Origin of the sequence: Pseudomonas sp. NBRC 111130 (assembly GCF_001320485.1) — a bacterium.
GTDB classification, from domain to species: Bacteria; Pseudomonadota; Gammaproteobacteria; order Pseudomonadales; family Pseudomonadaceae; genus Aquipseudomonas; species Aquipseudomonas vlassakiae.
Window position 1 is genome coordinate 1 of sequence record NZ_BCBG01000057.1, and the last position, 19,537, is coordinate 19,537.

Below are 19,537 nucleotides of genomic sequence, written 5' to 3' on the forward strand. Positions count from 1 at the left end.
CTTATTTTGAAGTTTTTTGAAACCGCTTTCTTTTAAAAGCCTTCAACTTCAACAACTTACGCCTGCCTCGTTGCGTTCAACGCTGCGAGGAGGCGAATAATACGCGCTTTGAAATCAGAGTCAACACCTTGATCTGAAAAAACTTTAGATAGTCGTCTGCAGCGGCCTGGCAACTAAATGCATGCTACACCGCTCTGTAGAGAATCCCACCTTGGAGCGTAACGGCCATGAGCGATGCGCAGAGTGAAAAGACCCCTGGCCTTTCGGCGGACGAAGAGAAGGAAGTCAGCCATAACCAGCCGCCGCGGGCTGCGGTACTGCACGAGATCATTCGATACCAGGGCGACCAGGAACTGGAGCGCACACTCGCTGCACTCTGGTGGTCTGCCCTTGCCGCCGGCCTGACCATGGGCCTGTCGCTGATGGCCATGGGGCTGTTCTATGCACGGTTGCCCGAAGGCGGGAGCGCCCAGGTCATCGCCAGCATTGGCTACAGCGCCGGCTTTCTTGCGGTGATCCTGGCACGCCAGCAACTGTTTACCGAAAACACCCTCACCGCCGTGCTGCCGGTCATGACCACGCCAAGCCTGGCCAACCTCGGGCGCTTGCTGCGGCTGTGGGGAGTAGTGCTGCTCGGCAACCTGGCAGGCACCTTGCTGGTGGCCTGGGTAATGCTCGAACTGCCGATCTTCGACAGCAAGACCGACGTGGCCTTCCTCGAAGTCGGGCGCAAAGTCATGCAGAACGACATCAGCCAGATGTTCGCCAAAGGCATCGTTTCGGGTTGGATGATCGCCACAATGGTCTGGATGATCCCGTCCATGGAGCATGCCAAGATCTGGATCATCCTCATGATCACCTACCTGATGGCGCTGGGCGACTTCACCCATATCGTCGTTGGTTCGGTGGAAGTGTCCTACCTGGTGTGGGCGGGCGACGAAACCTGGCGCAGCTTCTGGCTGGAGTTCGCCTTGCCGACCCTGGCGGGCAATATCGTCGGCGGCAGTTTCATCTTTGCCCTGATCAGCCATGCTCAGGTGCGCAGCGACAGCGGCAAGCCGCCATCGCAGCTATTAAAAGACGAAGAGCGTCGACAAGGCCGGAATTGAACTCAGCGCGCCGCCAATGCCCGTTCGACCGCCCTGCCCCGCTGATGCGTGGGGTGCGGCTGCCACCAGTTCTGGCCCTCATGGGGAGAGTCGATACTTACCCGTTCGCCCATCTGAGGCGTGCTCAGGCGTACCTGGGCCGCCGCTGCCAGGGCGACAATACGTTCGAACGGCTCCTGCCATCCGTGGATTGAAAGGTCGAAGGTGCCGTTATGGATCGGCAGCATCCAGCGCCCGCGCAGGTCCAGATGTGCCTGCAGGCTTTGCTCTGGTTGCATGTGCACGTTGGGCCAGGCCACGTTGTAGGCACCGGTCTCGATCAATGTCAGGTCGAACGGCCCGAAGCGCTCGCCGATTTCGGCAAAACCCTTGAAGTAACCGGTATCACCGCTGAAGTAGACACGCGTCTGGTCGTCTATCAGTACCCAGGAAGCCCACAAGGTGCGGTTGCTGTCGAACAGGCCGCGCCCTGAAAAATGTTGCGCGGGCGTAGCGACGAAACGCACACCCTCGACTTCGGTTTCCTGCCACCAGTCCAGTTGCACCACCTTTGCCGCAGGCACTCCCCATTCGATCAGCAAGTCACCCACCCCGAGCGGCGCCAGAAAGCGCCCGGCACGCAGGGCCAGTCGGCGTATCGCCTGCTCATCCAGATGGTCGAAATGATCATGGGACAGAATCACCGCCGTCAGCGGCGGCAACTCATCCAGCCCCAGCGGTGGCGCATGAAAGCGCAGCGGCCCGGCCCATTGCACCGGCGAGGCGCGTTCGGCAAACACCGGGTCGGTAATGAAGTAGCGACCGCGCAGCTTGAGCAATACCGTGGAGTGGCCCAGGCGCCACAGGCTGTGGTCCGGTGCATCGAGCACCTGCTGGCGGGTCATCGGCTGCACGCTGATCGCGGTTGCCGGCCGGGTTTCCGGCGGCTTGCGCAGAAAAAGGTACTTGAGGCCGATGCGCAGCTTCTTCAGCACGCCATCCTGCGGCAGGCTGGCCTGGTTGTGAAAACGTCCGTCCCGCTGTGGCGCCGGTTGGTCGCCAGGATTAGCCATGGGAGCCATGAGCAGCAGCACTCCAAGCAAGAGGAAAGGCTTCATGTTACCCCACTGGGATCACATCAACCGTGAATTGGCTTGTAAGGTCATTTTTCGTCGATGAAACACTGTTCGACAATATTCACGTGAGTTATGCGATAAACGGCACCCCAGCAGAAGAACAACGACCATGACGGACAATCGCAGCGGCAAGGGACTTTCTTTCGTCAAACGCATCTACCTGCCGCGTGTCATCGGCCTGGGGATCGGCCTGTTCAGCGTAGCCGCCGGCGTGGCACCGCTGGCACCACCGACCTGGGCCTGGGTGCTGCTACTGTTCAACGGTCTGCTCTGGCCCCATGTCGCCTATCAATGGGCAACACGTTCGGCAGCCCCTTATCAGGCCGAACAACGCAACCTGCTGCTGGACTCGCTGCTGGGTGGATTCTGGACCGCGGCCATGCACTTCAACCCGCTGCCAACCGTGACCGTGCTGTCGATGATGACCATGAACAACGTGGCCGCAGGCGGCAAGCGCCTGATCGTTCGCGGGGCAATCGCGCAGCTGGCCGGCATGCTGCTGGGTAGCGCATTGCTGGGCACCGGGCTACAGCTGAACGCCACGGCGCTGCAGATCTACGCCTGCCTGCCAATGCTGACCCTCTACCCGTTGGCGCTGGGGTGGGTCTGCTACCGCCTGGCGATCAAGCTGGGAGAGCACAAGCGTCGCCTCAGCGCCCTGAGCCTGACTGACAGCCTGACCGGCCTGCTCAATCATGGCGCCTGGAAAGACCTGCTGCTGCTCAGGTTCCAGGCCTGCCGGCAACAACCGTCCGCTGCCGTGATCGCACTCATCGACATCGATCACTTCAAGACCATCAACGACACCTTCGGCCATGTGGTCGGTGATTGTGTGCTGCGCCAGATGAGCGAGGCGCTCAAGCGCACCCTTCGCGAATCCGACCAAGCCGGGCGTTACGGCGGCGACGAGTTCTGCGTGATCCTGCCCGACGCCAGTGAGGCCCAGGCCTGCCAGGCCATGGAGCGTTTGCGTGAGCACGTCGCCAGCTACCGCAACCCACAGCTGCCGCACCTGCGCATCAGCTTGAGCATCGGCCTGGCGGCTTTCCACGCCGACCTGGAGTCCGCCGAGCACTGGCTGGAGCAGGCCGACAAGGCACTGTACAGCGCCAAGCGCCGCGGGCGCGACCAGATCAATTTCGCCCAAGGCGAGGCCACCGCGCTCAGGCTGGCCTATCCTGACTGAGCCTCCTTGCTGATTGCCCGGCTGGGAGTTGCAGTCAACAAGGAGTCGTTTGCGCATGGCCAGGACCGCCAGCCCTCTCCCTCACCTTCACGTCCGTCGTCTGATCGGCTTTTTCTGCGTGGTGTTCGGCGTCGTCTGCCTGATCACCCTTGGCGCACTGTTCAACATCGCGTCAACCCTCGACCAGCAGGAAAAACAACGCAGCGCTTTCCATGCCAGCCAGACGCTGGAACAACGCCTGCTGGCCTCACGGCAGTTTCTGTCCAGCTACGCCGTGTGGGACGCTGCCTTCGAGCACCTGGCAGGCAAGGTCGACTGGCAGTGGGCCTATGAAGAAAAGAACGTTGGCGAATCGCTGTACAGTGCCAGCGGCTACGAAGGTGTGTTCGTGGTCGATGACCAGCACACCAGCTACGCGCTGTTCAAAGGTGCGCCTACCGAGGCAGCTGCCGGCAGTTTCATCGATGCGCCCCTGCCTGAAATCATCGCGGCCGCGCGCTCAGCCGCCAGCGCCCGCGGGCAGGTCAACCGTTTCGTCCTGTTCAACAACTGGCCGGCGATCCTCAGTGCTGCCGCCGTGCGCCCGGACAAGGACGTCACCGCCGCAGAGGTGAGCCAGGCACCGGTCATGCTGTTCATCGACCAACTGACCGAAGCCAAGCTCGCGCACCTGGGCGAAGTGGCTGGGCTTGCGCACATGCATATAGAAAAGAACGAGGAGCCCGAGCCCGGTCGCCAGCAGATTGCCTTGGGCGACACCGGTTATCGCCTGGCCTGGACCAGCCCGATGCCCGGTCGGCAGCTGCTCTGGGCCGTATTGCCGCCCTTGCTCTGCGCGCTGCTGATACTGGGCGTGGTGATGCTCTATCTGTTTCGTCTGGCGTTGCGCAACGCCCGCGTCATCGACCTCAGCCTGCAGCACCTGCAAACGAGCAATCAGGCTCTGGAGGCCAGCGAGCAACGTTTTCGCGCAGTAGCCGAGGCCAGCTCCGACTGGATCTGGGAAACCGACCGACAGCAACGGCTCACCTACCTTTCCCAGCGTTTCGTCAGTGTTACCGGCGACCCGGTCGAGACATGGCTTGGCCAACCCCTCAATCAACTGCTCAGCTGCGAAACCACGCCGTTATCAGCCTGGCTGGATGGGCAGATCGAGGCAGACTCGGAACAACCGTCCAACCTGCGTTGCGCCTACCACGACCACAACGGCCTGAGCCGCTACTGCCGCATATCGGCACGGGCCATCCAGCTCGACGGCAAGCCCGTCGGCTTTCGCGGTACGGCCAGCGATATTACCGACGAAGTCGAGGCCCACGCGCGCATCCAGCACCTGTCGCTGCACGACCCACTGACCGGCCTGGCCAATCGCAACAAGCTGGCCAGGCACCTCGAACAGGCGCTGTTGCGCGGCAGCGACTCACCGCCGCTGACCTTGCTGCTGCTCGACCTGGACAACTTCAAGCCGATCAACGACTCCCTCGGGCATAGCGCAGGTGATGCCGTGCTGCAGGAAGTGGCCGCACGCCTGCGCGACACCACACGCGACGTGGACCTGGTGGCGCGCCTGGGCGGTGATGAGTTCGTCCTGGTACTGCAAGGCCTGGATAACCGCAGCGAAATCGACCGCCTCTGCCGGCGCCTGATCGAACTGCTGCAGCAACCCATTGCGTTTGAAAACCAGCAACTGGACATTGGTGTCAGCATCGGCATTGCCCAGACGCGCGAGCCGGGCTTCGATGCTGGCGAGCTGATCCGCTGCGCCGATATCGCCCTGTACCAGGCCAAGGTCGACGGCAAAGGCACTTGGCGCTACTTCGCTGCCGCGATGAACCAGCAGATCCAGTACCGCCGCCAGCTGGAAAACGATTTGCGCCGCGCCCTGAAGAACAACGAGCTCGTCCTCCACTACCAGCCACGCTATCGCCTGAGCGATTTGCGCATCGTCTCGGTCGAGGCCTTGCTGCGCTGGCAGCACCCGCAGGAAGGCCTGCTCGCGCCGGATACCTTCATCCCGTTGGCCGAGCAAAGCGGCCTGATCGTTGCCCTCGGCCGCTGGGTGCTGAGCGAGGCCTGTCGCAGCGCCCGCGACTGGCCCGCCCCTCTGCTGGTTTCAGTAAACCTGTCACCTGCGCAATTCATGCGCAGTGACGTGGTCGCCGACATGCGCGAAATCCTCTTGCAAACCGGCTTTCCTGCTCAGCGGCTCGAGCTGGAAATTACCGAGAATGTGATGCTCAACAACATCGAAGGCGCCCTGGGCACCATGCTCGCGCTCAAGGAACTGGGCGTACGACTGAACATGGATGATTTCGGCACCGGCTATTCCTCGCTGGGCTACCTGCGGACCTACCCGTTCGACAGCATCAAGATCGACAAGCGTTTCATCGCCGGCCTGGCCAACAACACGGGAAGCGACCGCGCCGTGGTACAGGCGATCATCAACCTGGGTGAGGCGATGGGGCTGACGGTGACGGCCGAGGGCGTGGAGACCGAGCAACAATTGCTGGCACTGCAGAACGACCGCTGCCATGAAGTGCAGGGCTTTTACCTGAGCCGGCCTCTGGACAAGGCCAGCTTCGAGCGATTGTTGCAGCTGGAGCCCGGCAGGGCCGCAAACGCCTCTTGAACCGCGGCTCAGCGCAGCGAGCGCTCAGCCACGATTTCCGGAAGGTCACTGCGCCGAAGGTAGATGCGCAACGGCTCGCCAATGTTCAGCCGGTCGTCCACATGCTGCTCCAGCAACAGTGCCAGACGCTCCCGGCACAGCGCCATGCGCGCGTCCTGTTGCGGCCGCCAGACGAACTCGCTGCAGGGGGGTGATGCTGTCATCCGCCACGTCCATGCCGAACGCGTCCTCGGAAAACCGCACGATATGGATGCCGCGCTTGCGATGAAAGCCGACAAAGCCATTGAGCTGGTCGGCAGCGCTGCAGATGTCTTGGGAAGTGATGGCCATGACGTAACCTCGCAAATGAACGGAAGTGACGCACGCCAGGCAGGTAACGGTCGCCTCTGATGGGCGACGCGCAGTGGGCAGCCTAGCTCATGGGCTCATGGTTGTACCAAGGTTTTCGTTGCCCGGCAGCGGGTCGACCTGCGACGCCAGCAGCCCGCCCAGCCAGCCCATGAAAGCCTGGACACGACGTGGTACATGGCGTTGCCGGGCATACAACAAGGACACCGGCATGGCCTGTGCCTGCCAGCCGTGCATGACCTCTACCAACTCGCCGCTTGCCAGGTGATGCGCGACACCCACTGCGGGCACCTGGATCAAGCCAAGGCCCGCCAGGCATGCTGCCGAATAGGCCTCGGCGTTATTGACCGTGACCGCGCCGCCCATGGGCTGAAAGCACACCTGGCCATCCTGCACATATTCAAAACCGGCACTGCGCGCACCCAGGTTGCGCACATAGTGAACCAGGCGGTGCCCGGCCAGGTCTTCCAGGCGCTGCGGCACCCCGCAACGGGCAAGGTAGGCGGGGCTGGCGCAATTACGCATGCTCAACTGGCCGACAGGCCGCGCCACGACATCCAGGTCGCTCAGCGCACCGATGCGCATCACACAGTCGAACCCTTCACGCAGCAGGTCAACCTGTCGATCGGTGCAACTGATCTCCACCTCCAGTTTGGGAAACCGTGACAAGAACTGCGGCAAGGCTGGAATGATCACCCGGCGGGCCATCATGGTCGGCATGTCGATCCGCAGGCAGCCTGCCAGCTCGGCATCATCGGCACGGAACAGGCTCTCGATCTCGTCCATGCCCGACAGCAAATCCTTGCTGCGCTCATACAGCAGAACACCGTCCTGGGTCGCCTGGACGCGCCGCGTGGTGCGGTTGAACAGGCACGTGCCGAGTAATTGCTCAAGCGCCCTGACCTGCTCGGATACCGTCGAGCGTGGCAGGCCGAGGCTGTCTGCCGCCAGAGTGAAACTGCTCAATTCGCTGACCCGAACGAACGTGCGCAGCAGTTCCAGCTTGTTCATCTTCACCCCGACTATTCGAAACACACGAACAGTATTTCCGATTCTGCTGGATTTAACAGCCGTAACGCGATCAATAACCTGTCCCTCATCCACCACCCAAGAGGGATACGACATGACTCGCAAGATCGCTCTGATCACTGGCGCCAGCCGTGGCCTGGGCCGCAATGCCGCCGAGCATCTGGCTGCACGCGGTATCGACATCATCGGCACCTACCACAGCAAGGCTGACGAGGCCCAGCAGGTGGCCAAGGCCCTCGAGGCGGCTGGCGCCAAGGCTGTCATGCTGCAACTGGACGTCGGCGACTGCAGCAGCTTCGCCAGCTTTGCCGAACGCCTGGGCACGACCTTGCAGCAACGTTTCGGCTGTGAGCGCTTCGATTTCCTGGTGAACAACGCCGGTATCGGCCTGAATGTGCCGTTCAGCGAAACCACCGAGGCGCAGTTCGACCAGTTGCTGAACATTCAGCTCAAAGGGCCATTCTTCCTCACCCAACGGCTGCTGCCGTTGCTGGTCGATGGCGGGCGAATCGTCAATGTGTCATCCGGGCTCGCGCGTTTTGCACTGCCCGGGTATGCCGCCTATGCGGCAATGAAAGGCGCGATGGAGGTATTGACCCGGTATCAGGCCAAGGAACTCGGGGCACGCGGCATTCGGGTCAATATCCTCGCGCCGGGGGCGATCGAGACTGACTTTGGTGGCGGTGTTGTGCGCGACAACCAGCAGGTCAATGATTTCATTGCCGGTAACACTGCGCTGGGGCGGGTCGGATTGCCCGATGATATCGGCGCCGCCATCGCACTGTTGCTTGAAGAGGGCAATGGCTGGATTACCGGGCAGCGGCTGGAAGTGTCTGGCGGGATGTTCCTTTAAAGCAGAAATTCTGGGGCTGCAAAGCAGCCCCCTGACCATCACTGTTCTATCTGATCCTCATGCACCTGGACGCTGGCGGTCATCCCCGCGCTCAGGTGCACGCCTTCGGGAATCTGGTCCAGCCTGATCCGCACCGGTATGCGCTGCGCCAGCCTCACCCAGTTGAAGGTTGGTTCCACCACCGGCAGCAGCTGGCTGTCCGGGTTGCTGTTGCTGTCGGTGATACCACGGCTGATGCTCTCCACATGGCCCTGCATGGCATTGCCAGCGCCCATCAGCCAGACCTTGACCTCGTCGCCAACCCGAATGCGCGGCAGCTTGGTCTCCTCGAAATAGGCCTGGATGTAGAACGTCGAATCATCCACCAGGGCCATCACCGATTGACCGGTATTGACATAGTTGCCCTCGGCCAGGCGCAGGTTGGTGATATGCCCGCTACGCGGCGCCCGCACTTCGCTGCGCGCCAGGTTGATCTTCGCCACCTGTAACTGGGCTTGAGCCTCGTGCAGTTCACCACGGGCTACGGCGGCGTTGATCTGGGCGTTTTCGCGCAGCTCGGCACTGATCGCCTCCGGGCCCAAGGCCGTACGCCGCGCCGCTTCACGTTCACGCAGGTGCAACTGCTGAGCGCGGGTTTCAGCCACCGCGCTGGCCTGGTCGAAGGCGGCCTGGAAGCGCTCGCGATCAATGCTCATCAACAGGTCGCCCGCCTTGACCTGCTGATTGTCCTGCACCTTGAGCTCACGCACCCATCCGGACACATCCGGGGCGATCACCACCACATCGGCGCGCACCCTGGCATCACGCGTCCACGGCGTGAGCATGTAGTACTGCCAGAGCTTGAAACCGGCCAGAACGGCAATAGCGACCACGCACAAGGTCACCAGGACACGGACGACAGCACGCATCGAATCACTCCTTACAAAGGCCCCAGCAGGCGAACCACCAGGAACAGCACACAAACGAACAACGCCGTGTCGAACAGCGCTTCATGCCAGATCCAGCGCCCCAACGGTGTGGCCTGCACCAGCAGACGCAGCACGCCGGTCAGCGCCAGCGCCATCAGCACGTAAATCAGGAACGGGCTGAGCAGCACACCACCCAGCTCCCACTCACGCAAGCCCATGCTCATCCTCCTGCGAACGGCACCATTTCCCCCAGCTCTTCTGCAACTGCAGCACCGCACCTTGGGCAAGGCGCAACGGGTCACTGGCCGGCGCTCGCTGCAAAGCCGCGATGAACTGCTCGCTGGCCGCATCCAGGCGCCGCTCGCGGCCAACCGCCGGGCCGGTGGCCAGTGCCGCCTCGACCTGCTGCAGGTACTCGCGCTCGGCAGCCCCCAACGGCACCTGGGCCACCGCCAGGCACATGCGCAGATGCACCAGTTCGTCACCGATATCCAGCCCATGCAAACCGTCATCCCAACGCTTGCGCCCGGTAGCCGGCAATTCGCTGGCATGCCGGGCCAATTGCATCAGGCGGTCGGCCATGCGCCCGCCAAACCAACTGTCGGCACCGCGCAGATCGCGCCGGGTCAGGCGCACCAGGTCATTCTGGGTCGCAGCGCGCAGGCGCCGGCCAAGCCAGGCCGGGTGGCGGAACACCAGCAGGCGGAACGCCAACACGGCGGCGCCCACGCCCACCAACATGGCCAGGGCGCTGTTGAGCATGGTCGCCACCCCGAAGGTCATGGCATTGAGCGGTGATACCAGCACGATGAAGTGCAGGCAATAAGAGGTCGCGGTGGCACCGGTACGCGGATGGGCCATGCCCAACGCACCAAAGAACAGCGGCACGCCCATGCCCAGGCAGAGCATGGCGAAGCTACTCCACTGCGGCAGGATGATCTGCCCGACCAGGAAGGCCGTCGGGATCGCCAGGAAGATGCCGCGCAAGAAGCTCAGACCGATCTGTGCGCCATTCTCGCGGCTGGCGAACAGGCTGCAGACCACGCAGGTCAGCACCAGGCCGCCCGGCGCCGACGGCCAGGCAGTGGCCAGCCAGAAGCTGCTCATGACCAGGAAGGCCAAGGCACTGCGTGAACCGAACAACAAAGCCAGCGACCAGTCGCGGTGCGCCGCCAGGCCCTGGGCGACATCCTTCGGCGCCCTGCCCGCCTCGACATCGTCCAAGGCCTGGGTAGCGGCCATGGCGAAGTCCAGCAACAGGGCCATGCGTGCCAGGCAGAAGTGCTCGGCAGAGCTGATCTGCTCGTCATGCGCGGCGTCCCAGATGCGCTGGCGCAACACCAGAAGGCTCGGCTGATCAGGTTTGACCAGCAGGGCTCGCAGCTCTTCGAGCCAAGGACCGAGGTGCGCGGTTTCGCGCTCGTCCAGCTGCCGCCACTGCCGACGGACCGAGCGTGAAATGCGCAGCAGCACCATGAGCTTCTGGCTCAACCCGCGAATGGCCTTGGCCCGCAGCCGGCCGCGCGGGCCCTCGAACCAGGCGTGCTCACGCTGGGTATCGATGGCGACTATACGGCCGAGGCTGTCCAGCAACCCTTTGCGCGCTTCATCCTCGCCGCCGAGCATGGCGCTTGCTGCCTGCAGGCCATTCTGCCAGGCCTGACGAGCCTGCCCGGCGAGCTGCTGCTCGACCCGCATGGGCCAGATCAGCGCACTGCTGGCCGTGGCGCAGAAAATACCCAGGCAGATTTCGGTGCAACGTGCCACCGCCTGGTCGAACACCTGCAAGGGATGACTGATGGCAGGCAAGGCGATGATGGCGGCGGTATAGCCCGCCAGCACGAATGAATAGGCCCAGGCGCTGCGCAGCTGTGTGGAGGCCGCCGTGCACAGGGCCAGCCACAACGCCAGGGTGATCAGGAACAGCCAGGGGGCCTGGGCGAACAGGCCGATGAACACCACCGACATCAGCGTGCCGACCAGGGTACCCGCCAGCCGCGCCAGCCCCTTCTGCACCACCATCCCGGACAACGGTTGGGCGACGATGAATGCGGTCATCAATGCCCAGGACGGTTGCTCCAGCCCCCAGCGCATGGCCAGCCACAGTGCCAGGCCCGCACCTAGCAGGGTCTTGATGGCGAATTTGATGGCAAGGCTGCTGGGTGCGAAAAGGGCCTGGAAGGTGATGGGCACGTAACGGACCTTGTGAGGGTGTATTGATAAACGATAGACAATGCAGCGAAGGATACTCACGAGACGATTAATTAGCTAGCTAATCATCTTTAACGACAAAAACGCAGGCAAAAAAAAGGCGACCGAAGTCGCCCTAAATGCCTTGCGTGCTCGTGGATCCGGAAGGTCAGCGCGGCTTGCGCTTCTGTGCGTCCTTCCAGATGAAAATGCCCAGACCGGCAAAGAATGCAAACATCAACCCGACCGTTACCACGCCCGCGATAACCACATTGTCGAAGAACATGCTGGCCTCCCGATTCGTTTGCCGTTGTCCGATGGATGCAAGGTAACGAATACGGCGGCGGGGAAAATTGATCAGGGTCAATGCTGCCCGGGACCGGGCACGCGAGGCGGGTGCAGGCTTGACCTGCGTCAAGTTTCAGCGCTTCTTGGGCTTGCCCTTGGGCTTCTTTTTCTTCGCGGTGGCAAGCGGCATGGCCTGCTCGAATGCCTGGCGCACTTCGTTCAGGCGCTTTTCCTTGAGGTCATGGATGCGCTTGGCGCGCTCGGCATCGAAGTCGATGAGGTTGTCTTGGCTCATGGGTGGGCTCGAAGATCTACAGAGACTTGCATCATGAAGCCAGGCGCTGGCCGTGACCAGCCCCGCGTCAGACTTCTATATCGACCAGCAGGCCCTGGCGCGGATGATCACCGATCAATGGCGCCACCGGCACGGTGTTGTCGGCGTTGACCTCATCGCCCGGGACGGCGCTGTAGCGCTCCTCATCACCCTTGTTGTTGCGCCGCTGCTGGCGGCGCTGCTCTTCTCGCAGGAGCAAGGCTTGCTCCTGGGGATCGCGCTGCTGCTTGAGGTCGATGGTGCTTTCGTTGGACGAAGGCTGCACAGGCACCACCGGCTTGATGTCGGGGGTCTGTTTGACCGGGTCATGTTGCGAGGTCACGGGGGCAGCACTGAGCGGGATGATCGGTGGCAGCATGGAAATTCTCCTGTGCCCACTGTATCGGCCATCCGTTAGCCAGCTTGAGCGTCAAAGGTGCGGACGTGCGGCCACAACAGCCGCACCTTGCCAGTATAGATCGCCGTTATTCGGCTTCATCCTCAGGGTCATCGTCTGCTGGCGGGCTGGCTTCGCTCCAGGGCCGCCTGTAGACCTGTTGCCAGACCGCATCCATGTGCTCGCGTAGCACCTGGGGTGCGTTCTTCAACGAAGCGCTGTCTTCACGCTCGCCGCCAACCGGCTCTTCACCTGCCGGGGTGATCAGCGACTGGCCAGTGATGGTGTAGGCGTTCTGCCCTTCGCGCATCTCGATGGCGATGTCATGCGGGTCGATGCCGCCACCACAGAAGGCGTGGCTGGCCACGGTCACTTCGGCGACGCCGTCCTTGTTCAAGTCACTGACATCACTGACATCGGTATAGAAGTCGACATCCAGGTCCAGCCCTGGGCAGGTGGTTTCCTGCTCGATCTGCCAACGCGGCTTGAACGCGTCATCCTCGGCGGTGCGACCATACAGGGTGGCCTTCAGCACCACCTTGTCGACCTCCTGCTCGGACTCGGCATCGACTGCCTGGCCATCGCTGCGGCTAAGTACCAGCAGCCCTTCGCCGTCGCGATCGCGGAAGTGCACGCTCTTGATCGGCGTCTGCACGCCCAGTACTTCGAGCTGCTCGACGGGGATCGCAGGCAAGGTTTCGAAATTTTTCTGCTCACAGGCGGCCAGCAGCAAGCTACCTATGGCCATGGAAGTGTGCAACCAGCGGTGCTTGAGCGGCATATCGGTGCGTAGCCCTCGTCAGCAAGACGGTATTCTGCAATGAAACAGCTAGACTCATGGACTTCTGGTCTATGGTCCGCCCGGCCTATCCGTTAACATAGCCGGCTTTTTCATCGCGGGAGTTCAGGCAGTATGGCGCAGCAGTATCAACCGGGGCAACGCTGGATCAGCGACAGTGAAGCGGAGCTTGGCCTGGGGACCATCCTGGCGCAGGATGGCCGCCTGTTGACCGTGCTCTACCCGGCCACTGGCGACACCCGCCAGTATTCCCTGCGCAATGCGCCGCTGACCCGCGTGCGTTTCTCTCCGGGTGACCAGATAACCCACTTCGAAGGCTGGAAGCTGACCGTGCGCGAGGTCGAGGACATCGACGGGCTGATGGTCTACCACGGCCTGGATGCCCAGAACCAGGCGCGCACCCTGCCAGAAACCCAGCTGTCGAACTTCATCCAGTTCCGCCTGGCCAGCGACCGCCTGTTCGCCGGGCAGATCGACCCGCTGTCGTGGTTCAGCCTGCGCTACAACACCCTGCACCACACCAGCAAGCAGATGCAGTCGTCGCTTTGGGGCCTGGGCGGTTGCCGTGCGCAACCGATCGCCCACCAGCTGCACATCGCCCGCGAAGTCGCCGACCGCAGCGCCCCGCGTGTATTGCTGGCCGACGAAGTGGGCCTGGGCAAGACCATCGAAGCCGGCCTGGTGATTCACCGCCAGCTGTTGTCGGGCCGCGCCAGTCGCGTGCTGATCCTGGTCCCGGAAAACCTCCAGCATCAGTGGCTGGTGGAAATGCGCCGGCGCTTCAACCTGCAGGTCGCCCTGTTCGACGCCGAACGCTTCATCGAAAGCGACGCCAGCAACCCGTTCGAGGATGCCCAGCTGGCGCTGGTCGCCCTGGAATGGCTGGTCGATGACGAAAGGGCCCAGGACGCGCTGTTCGCCGCGGGCTGGGACCTGATGGTGGTCGATGAGGCGCACCACCTGGTGTGGCACGAAGATCAGGTCAGCGCTGAGTACGGCCTGGTCGAGCAACTGGCGCAAGTCATCCCAGGCGTGCTGCTGCTGACTGCCACCCCCGAACAGCTCGGCCAGGACAGCCACTTCGCCCGTCTGCGCCTGCTCGACCCCAACCGTTTCCACGACCTCGCGGCGTTCCGCGCCGAGAGTGAAAACTACCGCCCGGTGGCAGAAGCCGTGCAAGAGCTGCTTGAAGAAGGCCGCCTGTCACCCAAGGCCCATGCCACCATCCAAGGCTTCCTCGGCGCCGAAGGCGAAGCCTTGCTGGCTGCAGTCAACGATGGCGATACCCAGGCCAGTGCCCGCCTGATCCGCGAACTGCTCGACCGCCACGGCACCGGTCGCGTGCTGTTCCGCAACACCCGTGCGGCCGTCCAGGGCTTCCCCGAGCGCCAGCTGCACCCTTATCCCCTGGCCAATCCCGCGCAATACCAGGACCTGCCCGCTGGCGAACACGCCGAGCTGTACCCGGAAGTGGCCTTCCAGGCCCAGGGTGACGTCAGCGATGACGAACGCTGGTGGCGCTTCGACCCACGAGTCGACTGGCTGATCGACACGCTGAAGATGCTCAAGCGCACCAAGGTCCTGGTGATCTGCGCCCACGCCGAAACCGCCATGGACCTGGAAGACGCCCTGCGCGTGCGCTCCGGCATCCCGGCCACGGTGTTCCACGAAGGCATGAGCATCCTCGAACGCGACCGCGCCGCGGCCTACTTCGCTGACGAGGAGTTCGGCGCCCAGGTGCTGATCTGCTCCGAGATCGGCAGCGAAGGCCGTAACTTCCAGTTCGCCCATCACCTGGTAATGTTCGACCTGCCAGCCCACCCGGACCTGCTCGAACAGCGTATCGGCCGCCTCGACCGGATCGGCCAGAAGCACACCATCGAACTGCACATCCCGTACCTGCAGGACAGCCCGCAGGAGCGCCTGTTCCAGTGGTACCACGAGGGCCTGAACGCCTTCCTCAATACCTGCCCGACCGGCAACGCCCTGCAGCACCAGTTCGGCCCGCGCCTGCTGCCGATGCTCGAAGGCGGCGATGCCAAGGCCTGGACTGCGCTGGTCAGCGAAGCGCGCGCCGAGCGCGAGCGCCTCGAGGCAGAGCTGCACAGCGGCCGTGACCGCCTGCTGGAGCTCAACTCCGGTGGTGCTGGTGAAGGCCAGGCACTGGTCGAGGCGATCCTTGAACAAGACGATCAATTCGCCCTGCCGATCTACATGGAAACCCTGTTCGACGCCTTCGGCATCGACAGCGAAGACCATTCGGAAAACGCCCTCATCCTCAAGCCGAGCGAAAAGATGCTCGACGCCAGCTTCCCGCTGGGCGACGACGAAGGCGTGACCATTACCTACGACCGCGCCCAGGCGCTGTCGCGGGAAGACATGCAGTTCCTGACCTGGGAGCACCCGATGGTGCAGGGCGGCATGGACCTGGTGCTGTCCGGTTCGATGGGCAACACTGCGGTCGCGCTGATCAAGAACAAGGCACTCAAGCCGGGTACCGTGCTGCTCGAACTGCTGTTCGTCAGCGAGGTGGTGGCGCCCCGCAGCCTGCAACTGGGCCGCTACCTGCCGCCGGCAGCACTGCGCTGCCTGCTCGATGCCAACGGCAACGACCTGGCTTCGCGGGTGGCGTTCGAAACCCTCAACGACCAGCTAGAAAGCGTGCCACGGGCCAGCGCCAACAAGTTCGTCCAGGCCCAGCGTGACGTGCTGGCCAAGCGCATCAGCGGCGGTGAAGCCAAGGTCCTGCCAGTGCATGTCGAGCGTGTGGCCGAAGCCCAGCGCCGCCTGGTCGCCGAAGCCGATGAAGAGCTGGCACGCCTGACTGCCCTGCAAGCTGTCAACCCGAGCGTGCGTGACAGCGAGATCGAAGCGCTGCGCAAGCAGCGTGAACAAGGCCTGGCGATGCTCGACAAGGCGGCGTTGCGCCTGGAGGCCATTCGCGTACTGGTCGCTGGCTGATCCTCCTGTCATATAACTGGGGCCGCTTCGCGCCCCTTTCGCGACACAAAGCCGCGCCTGCAGGAAACCGCAATCACCTGTAGGAGCGGCTTTGTGTCACGAAAGGGGCGCAAAGCGGCCCCAGTTCGTTATGCCAACTGGCTATCAACGACAGAACCAAATGGTTGAAGTCAAAGTGCCACTAGCCAGGAAGGTTCTACGACCTGTTTCTATACTTCCCCCTGAACAGTCTCCACAGCGCTTGAACGGAGACGAGTGGAAACTCGAGCAAAGGGCAAGCAATGGAATGGCTGGGGCTGCAACTGTTCACCGAACTGCCGACAACCGGGCGCATCGTCATCGACTGCCGCCATGAACCGCTGCTGATCCTGATTGCCTTCGCCGTGGCCAGCGCAGCCTGCTTTGCCACCCTCGACATGGCCGAGCGCCAATCCCATAGCGAACAGCGCGCAGCACAGCGGCAGTGGCGCATGCTCGGTGCCTGCTGCCTGGCCGGCGGCATCTGGGCCATGCATTTCATCAGCATGCTCGCCTTCCAGGCCCCGCTGGAAATGCACTACGACGTTTCGCTGACCGGCCTGTCACTGCTGATCGCCCTGGTAGCTGCCTGGTTGGCAATGACCAGCCTCGACCGTACCAATATGCGCCTGCACCACTACCTGCAAAGTGCCTTGCTCATCGGCCTGGGTATCATCCTCATGCATTTCGTTGGCATGGCCGCGCTGCAGACCGGTGCTCAGCAGTACTACCAGACCACGCTATTGCTGAGCAGCGCCGCCATCGCCCTGCTCACCAGCCTTGCCGCCTTGCTGCTGGCCCGTTACTTCCTCAATGGCAGCGGCATCCTGCACCAGACCCTGAAATATGGCGCCAGTCTGCTGATGGCCGGCGGCATCGTTGCTACCCACTTCACCGCCATGGCCGCCATGACCCTGGTCATCCCCGCCTCCACCGCCCTGAGCCTGCCAACTAGCGACAACAGCCTGCAGCTGGGGCTGACCGTAGCCTTCATCACCCTGCTGATCAGTGGTAGCAGCATCAGTGCCGCCCTGGCCGACAAGAAGCTGCAGAGCAAGGAAGACGACCTGCGCCGTTATGGTGTCCTGCTCAGCCAGCTGGACCAGGCCCGCGAATCTTTGCAACAGGCCGCCCATTACGACGCCCTGACCAACCTGGTCAACCGCCGTGGTTTCAACCAGATCTTTGCCGAACGCCTGGCAGCACAGACTCCCGGCGAACACCGCCTGGCAGTGATGTTTCTCGACATCGACCACTTCAAGCGCATCAACGACAGTCTCGGCCACGATGCCGGCGACGAATTGCTCAAAGTCATCGCCAACCACATCAAGGCAGCCACCCGCAGCCACGACCTGGTCGCCCGCTTCGGCGGTGACGAATTCTGCGTGGTCACGTCGCTCAACAACCGTGACGAGGCACGCCACCTCGCACAGCGCATCATGCAACGGATGAAAGACCCGATTGACCTGTGCGGCCGGCGCATGGTCATGACCACCAGCATTGGCATCAGCATCTACCCCGATGACGGCCTGAACGCCGAAGAACTGCTCAAGCATGCCGACCTGGCCCTGTATCAATCCAAGGGCAGCGGCCGCAACAGCCTGCACTTTTTCAACTGCAGCTTGAAAAACCGCGCCAGCCTTGCCCTGCAACTGGAAGAGGAACTGCGCATCGCCCTGCTCGAAGAACGAGGGTTGTGCGTGCACTACCAACCCATTTTCAACGTGCGCACCGGCCAGGTGGCCAAGCTTGAAGCGCTGGTACGCTGGCAGCACCCGCTGCACGGGCTGATGGGGCCGGAACGGTTCATCAGCATTGCCGAAGCCAACGGCCTGATGGTCGACCTCGACCTGTGGGTGCTGCGTCACGCTTGCCAGGACCTGGCGCGGCTTCAGCAGCATGGTTTTCCCAGCCTCAAGCTCACGGTCAATTGCTCGGCGGTGACCCTGGGCCATGAAACCCTGCCTAATGAAGTGGAAGTGGCGCTGTACCAGGCGGGCCTGGCACCTCGCCATCTTGAGCTGGAGGTCACCGAGCATGCGTTGATGGGCGACATCGAGCAAACCGTCAGCCTGCTCATGCGCATTCGCGACCAAGGTGTCGGCCTGTCGATCGATGATTTCGGTACCGGCTATTCGTCGCTGGCCTACCTCAAGCGCCTGCCTCTGGACGTGCTGAAGATCGACCGCTCGTTCCTGCAGGATGTGCCCGACAGCCAGAAGGATCGCGAGATCATCCAGGCGATCATCGCCATGGCCCACACCCTGCACCTGGAGGTGGTCAGTGAAGGCGTGGAAACCGTCGAGCAGCACGAATTCCTGGCCAGCAATGGCTGCGACTACCTGCAGGGTTTTCTGCTCAGCCGCCCGCTACCGCTGGGCGAATTGCGCTCGCTGCTCGATCAGCTCGACCGCCAGGACGCTGTGTTCAGGCCTTGTTGCGATACAGCTCTACCAGGGTCGCCGGATCTTTTTGCAGATATCCCTGGCTACCGTGCAGGCGCATCAGCTGCGCGGCAAGACCACTGAGCGGCGTTGCCGTGCCCTGCTCGCGGGAGAGCTTGACGGCCCCGTCCAGGTCCTTGAGCAAGGTACGCACATGCCACTTGACCGGCTCGAAGCGGCTTTCGGCCATCTGTGGTGCCAGGATCTGCAACGGCTTCGAGTCGGCAAAGCCACCAGCAAGAGCTTCGGCGATCAGCGTGGCGTCAACACCTGACTGTTCGGCCAACGCCACCACCTCGGCAATTACCAGCGCGTTGCAGGCCACGATCATCTGATTGCAGGCCTTGGTCACCTGCCCTGCTCCCACCCCACCCATGTGCGTCACACGCTGGCCGAGCACCTGCAGAACCGGGCGGGCCCGCTGCAGATCCGTGGCCTCGCCCCCCACCATGATCGCCAACGTACCCGCCTCGGCGCCGGGCGTGCCACCCGACACGGGAGCATCCAGCCAGGCCATGCCGCACAGCGCAGCCAGTTCGGCCGCCATTTCCCGCGTGGCAGTCGGCTCCAGGCTGGAGAAGTCCACCAACAACTGCCCGCTGCGCCCGCCCTCGGCGATGCCTTGCTCGCCAAACACAACCTCCCGTACCACCGCCGTGTCGGCCAGGCACAGCAACACCATGTCGCTGTCACGACTCAGTTCGGCCGGGCTGGTCACCAGCCGCGCACCGGCGGCCACCAATGAGGCGCATTTGTCCGGGCTGCGGTTCCAGACCGTCAGCGGATAACCCGCCGCCAACAGGCGCTGGCACATCGGCAAGCCCATCAGGCCAATCCCGGCGAATCCCAACGAAGGCAGTGCAGTACTCATGAACGACTCCAGGCAGAAGATTAAAGAAGCGCGACAAACGGGCGATGCAATGCCAGCTCGACTGAAAATTCCTTAAAACAAG

The 19,537-nt window shown here is 62.8% G+C and carries 16 protein-coding genes and 1 pseudogene; 6 read left to right on the forward strand and 11 right to left on the reverse strand.

Annotation, left to right across the window (positions count from 1 at the left end; all coding sequences use genetic code 11):
* Window positions 1-227: 227 nt before the first annotated feature.
* On the forward strand, window positions 228-1,109 hold the full coding sequence (locus tag APH33_RS20570) for a formate/nitrite transporter family protein (protein WP_054886928.1): 882 nt from the start codon (window positions 228-230) through the stop codon (window positions 1,107-1,109).
* 2 nt (window positions 1,110-1,111) lie between these two features.
* On the opposite strand, the gene APH33_RS20575 is transcribed toward APH33_RS20570, so the two are convergent.
* A complete protein-coding gene (locus APH33_RS20575) occupies window positions 1,112-2,206 on the reverse strand; it encodes an MBL fold metallo-hydrolase (protein ID WP_082433672.1) in 1,095 nt (364 codons plus the stop codon).
* Between the two features lie 127 nt (window positions 2,207-2,333).
* Between APH33_RS20575 and APH33_RS20580 the strand changes: the two genes are divergently transcribed.
* Complete coding sequence (locus APH33_RS20580; RefSeq protein WP_054886929.1) at window positions 2,334-3,410, forward strand: diguanylate cyclase; 1,077 nt, start codon at window positions 2,334-2,336, stop codon at window positions 3,408-3,410.
* Window positions 3,411-3,465: 55 nt separating this feature from the next.
* Entirely contained in the window at window positions 3,466-6,036 is a 2,571-nt protein-coding gene (locus APH33_RS20585; protein WP_054886930.1) for an EAL domain-containing protein, read from the forward strand.
* A gap of 8 nt (window positions 6,037-6,044) precedes the next feature.
* Here the strand turns inward: APH33_RS20585 and APH33_RS20590 are convergent.
* Together APH33_RS20590 and APH33_RS20595 are read right to left on the reverse strand one after the other, a co-directional pair.
* Window positions 6,045-6,366, reverse strand: a pseudogene (locus APH33_RS20590) (DUF2025 family protein).
* Window positions 6,367-6,453: 87 nt separating this feature from the next.
* On the reverse strand, window positions 6,454-7,395 hold the full coding sequence (locus tag APH33_RS20595; protein ID WP_054886931.1) for a LysR family transcriptional regulator: 942 nt from the start codon (window positions 7,393-7,395) through the stop codon (window positions 6,454-6,456).
* Window positions 7,396-7,507: 112 nt separating this feature from the next.
* Between APH33_RS20595 and APH33_RS20600 the strand changes: the two genes are divergently transcribed.
* The gene (locus APH33_RS20600; RefSeq protein ID WP_054886932.1) at window positions 7,508-8,266 is read left to right on the forward strand and encodes an SDR family NAD(P)-dependent oxidoreductase; all 759 of its coding nucleotides are present in this window, start codon (window positions 7,508-7,510) and stop codon (window positions 8,264-8,266) included.
* A 38-nt stretch (window positions 8,267-8,304) separates the two neighbouring features.
* On the opposite strand, the gene APH33_RS20605 is transcribed toward APH33_RS20600, so the two are convergent.
* From APH33_RS20605 to APH33_RS20630, 7 genes are all read right to left on the reverse strand, one after another.
* Window positions 8,305-9,174 (reverse strand): HlyD family secretion protein, encoded by an 870-nt coding sequence (locus APH33_RS20605; RefSeq protein ID WP_054886933.1) that lies wholly within the window; start codon window positions 9,172-9,174, stop codon window positions 8,305-8,307.
* A gap of 11 nt (window positions 9,175-9,185) precedes the next feature.
* Window positions 9,186-9,392 carry a DUF1656 domain-containing protein gene (locus APH33_RS20610; protein WP_054886934.1) on the reverse strand — a complete coding sequence of 69 codons (207 nt, stop codon included), beginning with the start codon at window positions 9,390-9,392 and terminating at the stop codon, window positions 9,186-9,188.
* Window positions 9,379-11,367, reverse strand: a complete 1,989-nt coding sequence (locus APH33_RS20615) for an FUSC family protein (protein ID WP_054886935.1) — start codon at window positions 11,365-11,367, stop codon at window positions 9,379-9,381. The genes APH33_RS20610 and APH33_RS20615 overlap by 14 nt, the downstream gene beginning before the upstream one ends.
* 166 nt (window positions 11,368-11,533) lie before the next feature.
* Window positions 11,534-11,650, reverse strand: coding sequence for a cytochrome c oxidase subunit CcoM (gene ccoM / locus APH33_RS27835; protein ID WP_054886936.1), 117 nt, complete (start codon window positions 11,648-11,650; stop codon window positions 11,534-11,536).
* 135 nt (window positions 11,651-11,785) lie between these two features.
* A complete protein-coding gene (locus APH33_RS27480) occupies window positions 11,786-11,947 on the reverse strand; it encodes a hypothetical protein (protein WP_165837386.1) in 162 nt (53 codons plus the stop codon).
* A gap of 67 nt (window positions 11,948-12,014) precedes the next feature.
* Entirely contained in the window at window positions 12,015-12,344 is a 330-nt protein-coding gene (locus tag APH33_RS20625; RefSeq protein WP_054886937.1) for a hypothetical protein, read from the reverse strand.
* 106 nt (window positions 12,345-12,450) lie between these two features.
* Complete coding sequence (locus APH33_RS20630) at window positions 12,451-13,143, reverse strand: M949_RS01915 family surface polysaccharide biosynthesis protein (RefSeq protein WP_054886938.1); 693 nt, start codon at window positions 13,141-13,143, stop codon at window positions 12,451-12,453.
* A 132-nt stretch (window positions 13,144-13,275) separates the two neighbouring features.
* On the opposite strand from APH33_RS20630, the gene rapA reads away from it, so the two are divergent.
* The gene (gene rapA / locus APH33_RS20635; RefSeq protein ID WP_054886939.1) at window positions 13,276-16,122 is read left to right on the forward strand and encodes an RNA polymerase-associated protein RapA; all 2,847 of its coding nucleotides are present in this window, start codon (window positions 13,276-13,278) and stop codon (window positions 16,120-16,122) included.
* A gap of 281 nt (window positions 16,123-16,403) precedes the next feature.
* Window positions 16,404-18,668: a bifunctional diguanylate cyclase/phosphodiesterase gene (locus APH33_RS20640; protein ID WP_054886940.1), complete on the forward strand. Its 2,265-nt coding sequence runs from the start codon at window positions 16,404-16,406 to the stop codon at window positions 18,666-18,668.
* Here APH33_RS20640 and APH33_RS20645 read toward each other — a convergent pair.
* Entirely contained in the window at window positions 18,568-19,455 is an 888-nt protein-coding gene (locus APH33_RS20645) for an NAD(P)-dependent oxidoreductase (protein WP_054886941.1), read from the reverse strand. The genes APH33_RS20640 and APH33_RS20645 overlap by 101 nt on opposite strands.
* Window positions 19,456-19,537 lie beyond the last annotated feature (82 nt).

Bases quoted from the DNA above. Each gene is read 5' to 3' on its own strand.
- APH33_RS20570 (WP_054886928.1), top strand. From the start codon at position 228: ATGAGCGATGCGCAGAGTGAAAAGACCCCTGGCCTTTCGGCGGACGAA.
- APH33_RS20575 (WP_082433672.1), bottom strand. From the start codon at position 2,206: ATGAAGCCTTTCCTCTTGCTTGGAGTGCTGCTGCTCATGGCTCCCATG.
- APH33_RS20580 (WP_054886929.1), top strand. From the start codon at position 2,334: ATGACGGACAATCGCAGCGGCAAGGGACTTTCTTTCGTCAAACGCATC.
- APH33_RS20585 (WP_054886930.1), top strand. From the start codon at position 3,466: ATGGCCAGGACCGCCAGCCCTCTCCCTCACCTTCACGTCCGTCGTCTG.
- APH33_RS20595 (WP_054886931.1), bottom strand. From the start codon at position 7,395: ATGAACAAGCTGGAACTGCTGCGCACGTTCGTTCGGGTCAGCGAATTG.
- APH33_RS20600 (WP_054886932.1), top strand. From the start codon at position 7,508: ATGACTCGCAAGATCGCTCTGATCACTGGCGCCAGCCGTGGCCTGGGC.
- APH33_RS20605 (WP_054886933.1), bottom strand. From the start codon at position 9,174: ATGCGTGCTGTCGTCCGTGTCCTGGTGACCTTGTGCGTGGTCGCTATT.
- APH33_RS20610 (WP_054886934.1), bottom strand. From the start codon at position 9,392: ATGGGCTTGCGTGAGTGGGAGCTGGGTGGTGTGCTGCTCAGCCCGTTC.
- ccoM (WP_054886936.1), bottom strand. From the start codon at position 11,650: ATGTTCTTCGACAATGTGGTTATCGCGGGCGTGGTAACGGTCGGGTTG.
- APH33_RS27480 (WP_165837386.1), bottom strand. From the start codon at position 11,947: ATGAGCCAAGACAACCTCATCGACTTCGATGCCGAGCGCGCCAAGCGC.
- APH33_RS20625 (WP_054886937.1), bottom strand. From the start codon at position 12,344: ATGCTGCCACCGATCATCCCGCTCAGTGCTGCCCCCGTGACCTCGCAA.
- APH33_RS20630 (WP_054886938.1), bottom strand. From the start codon at position 13,143: ATGCCGCTCAAGCACCGCTGGTTGCACACTTCCATGGCCATAGGTAGC.
- rapA (WP_054886939.1), top strand. From the start codon at position 13,276: ATGGCGCAGCAGTATCAACCGGGGCAACGCTGGATCAGCGACAGTGAA.
- APH33_RS20640 (WP_054886940.1), top strand. From the start codon at position 16,404: ATGGAATGGCTGGGGCTGCAACTGTTCACCGAACTGCCGACAACCGGG.
- APH33_RS20645 (WP_054886941.1), bottom strand. From the start codon at position 19,455: ATGAGTACTGCACTGCCTTCGTTGGGATTCGCCGGGATTGGCCTGATG.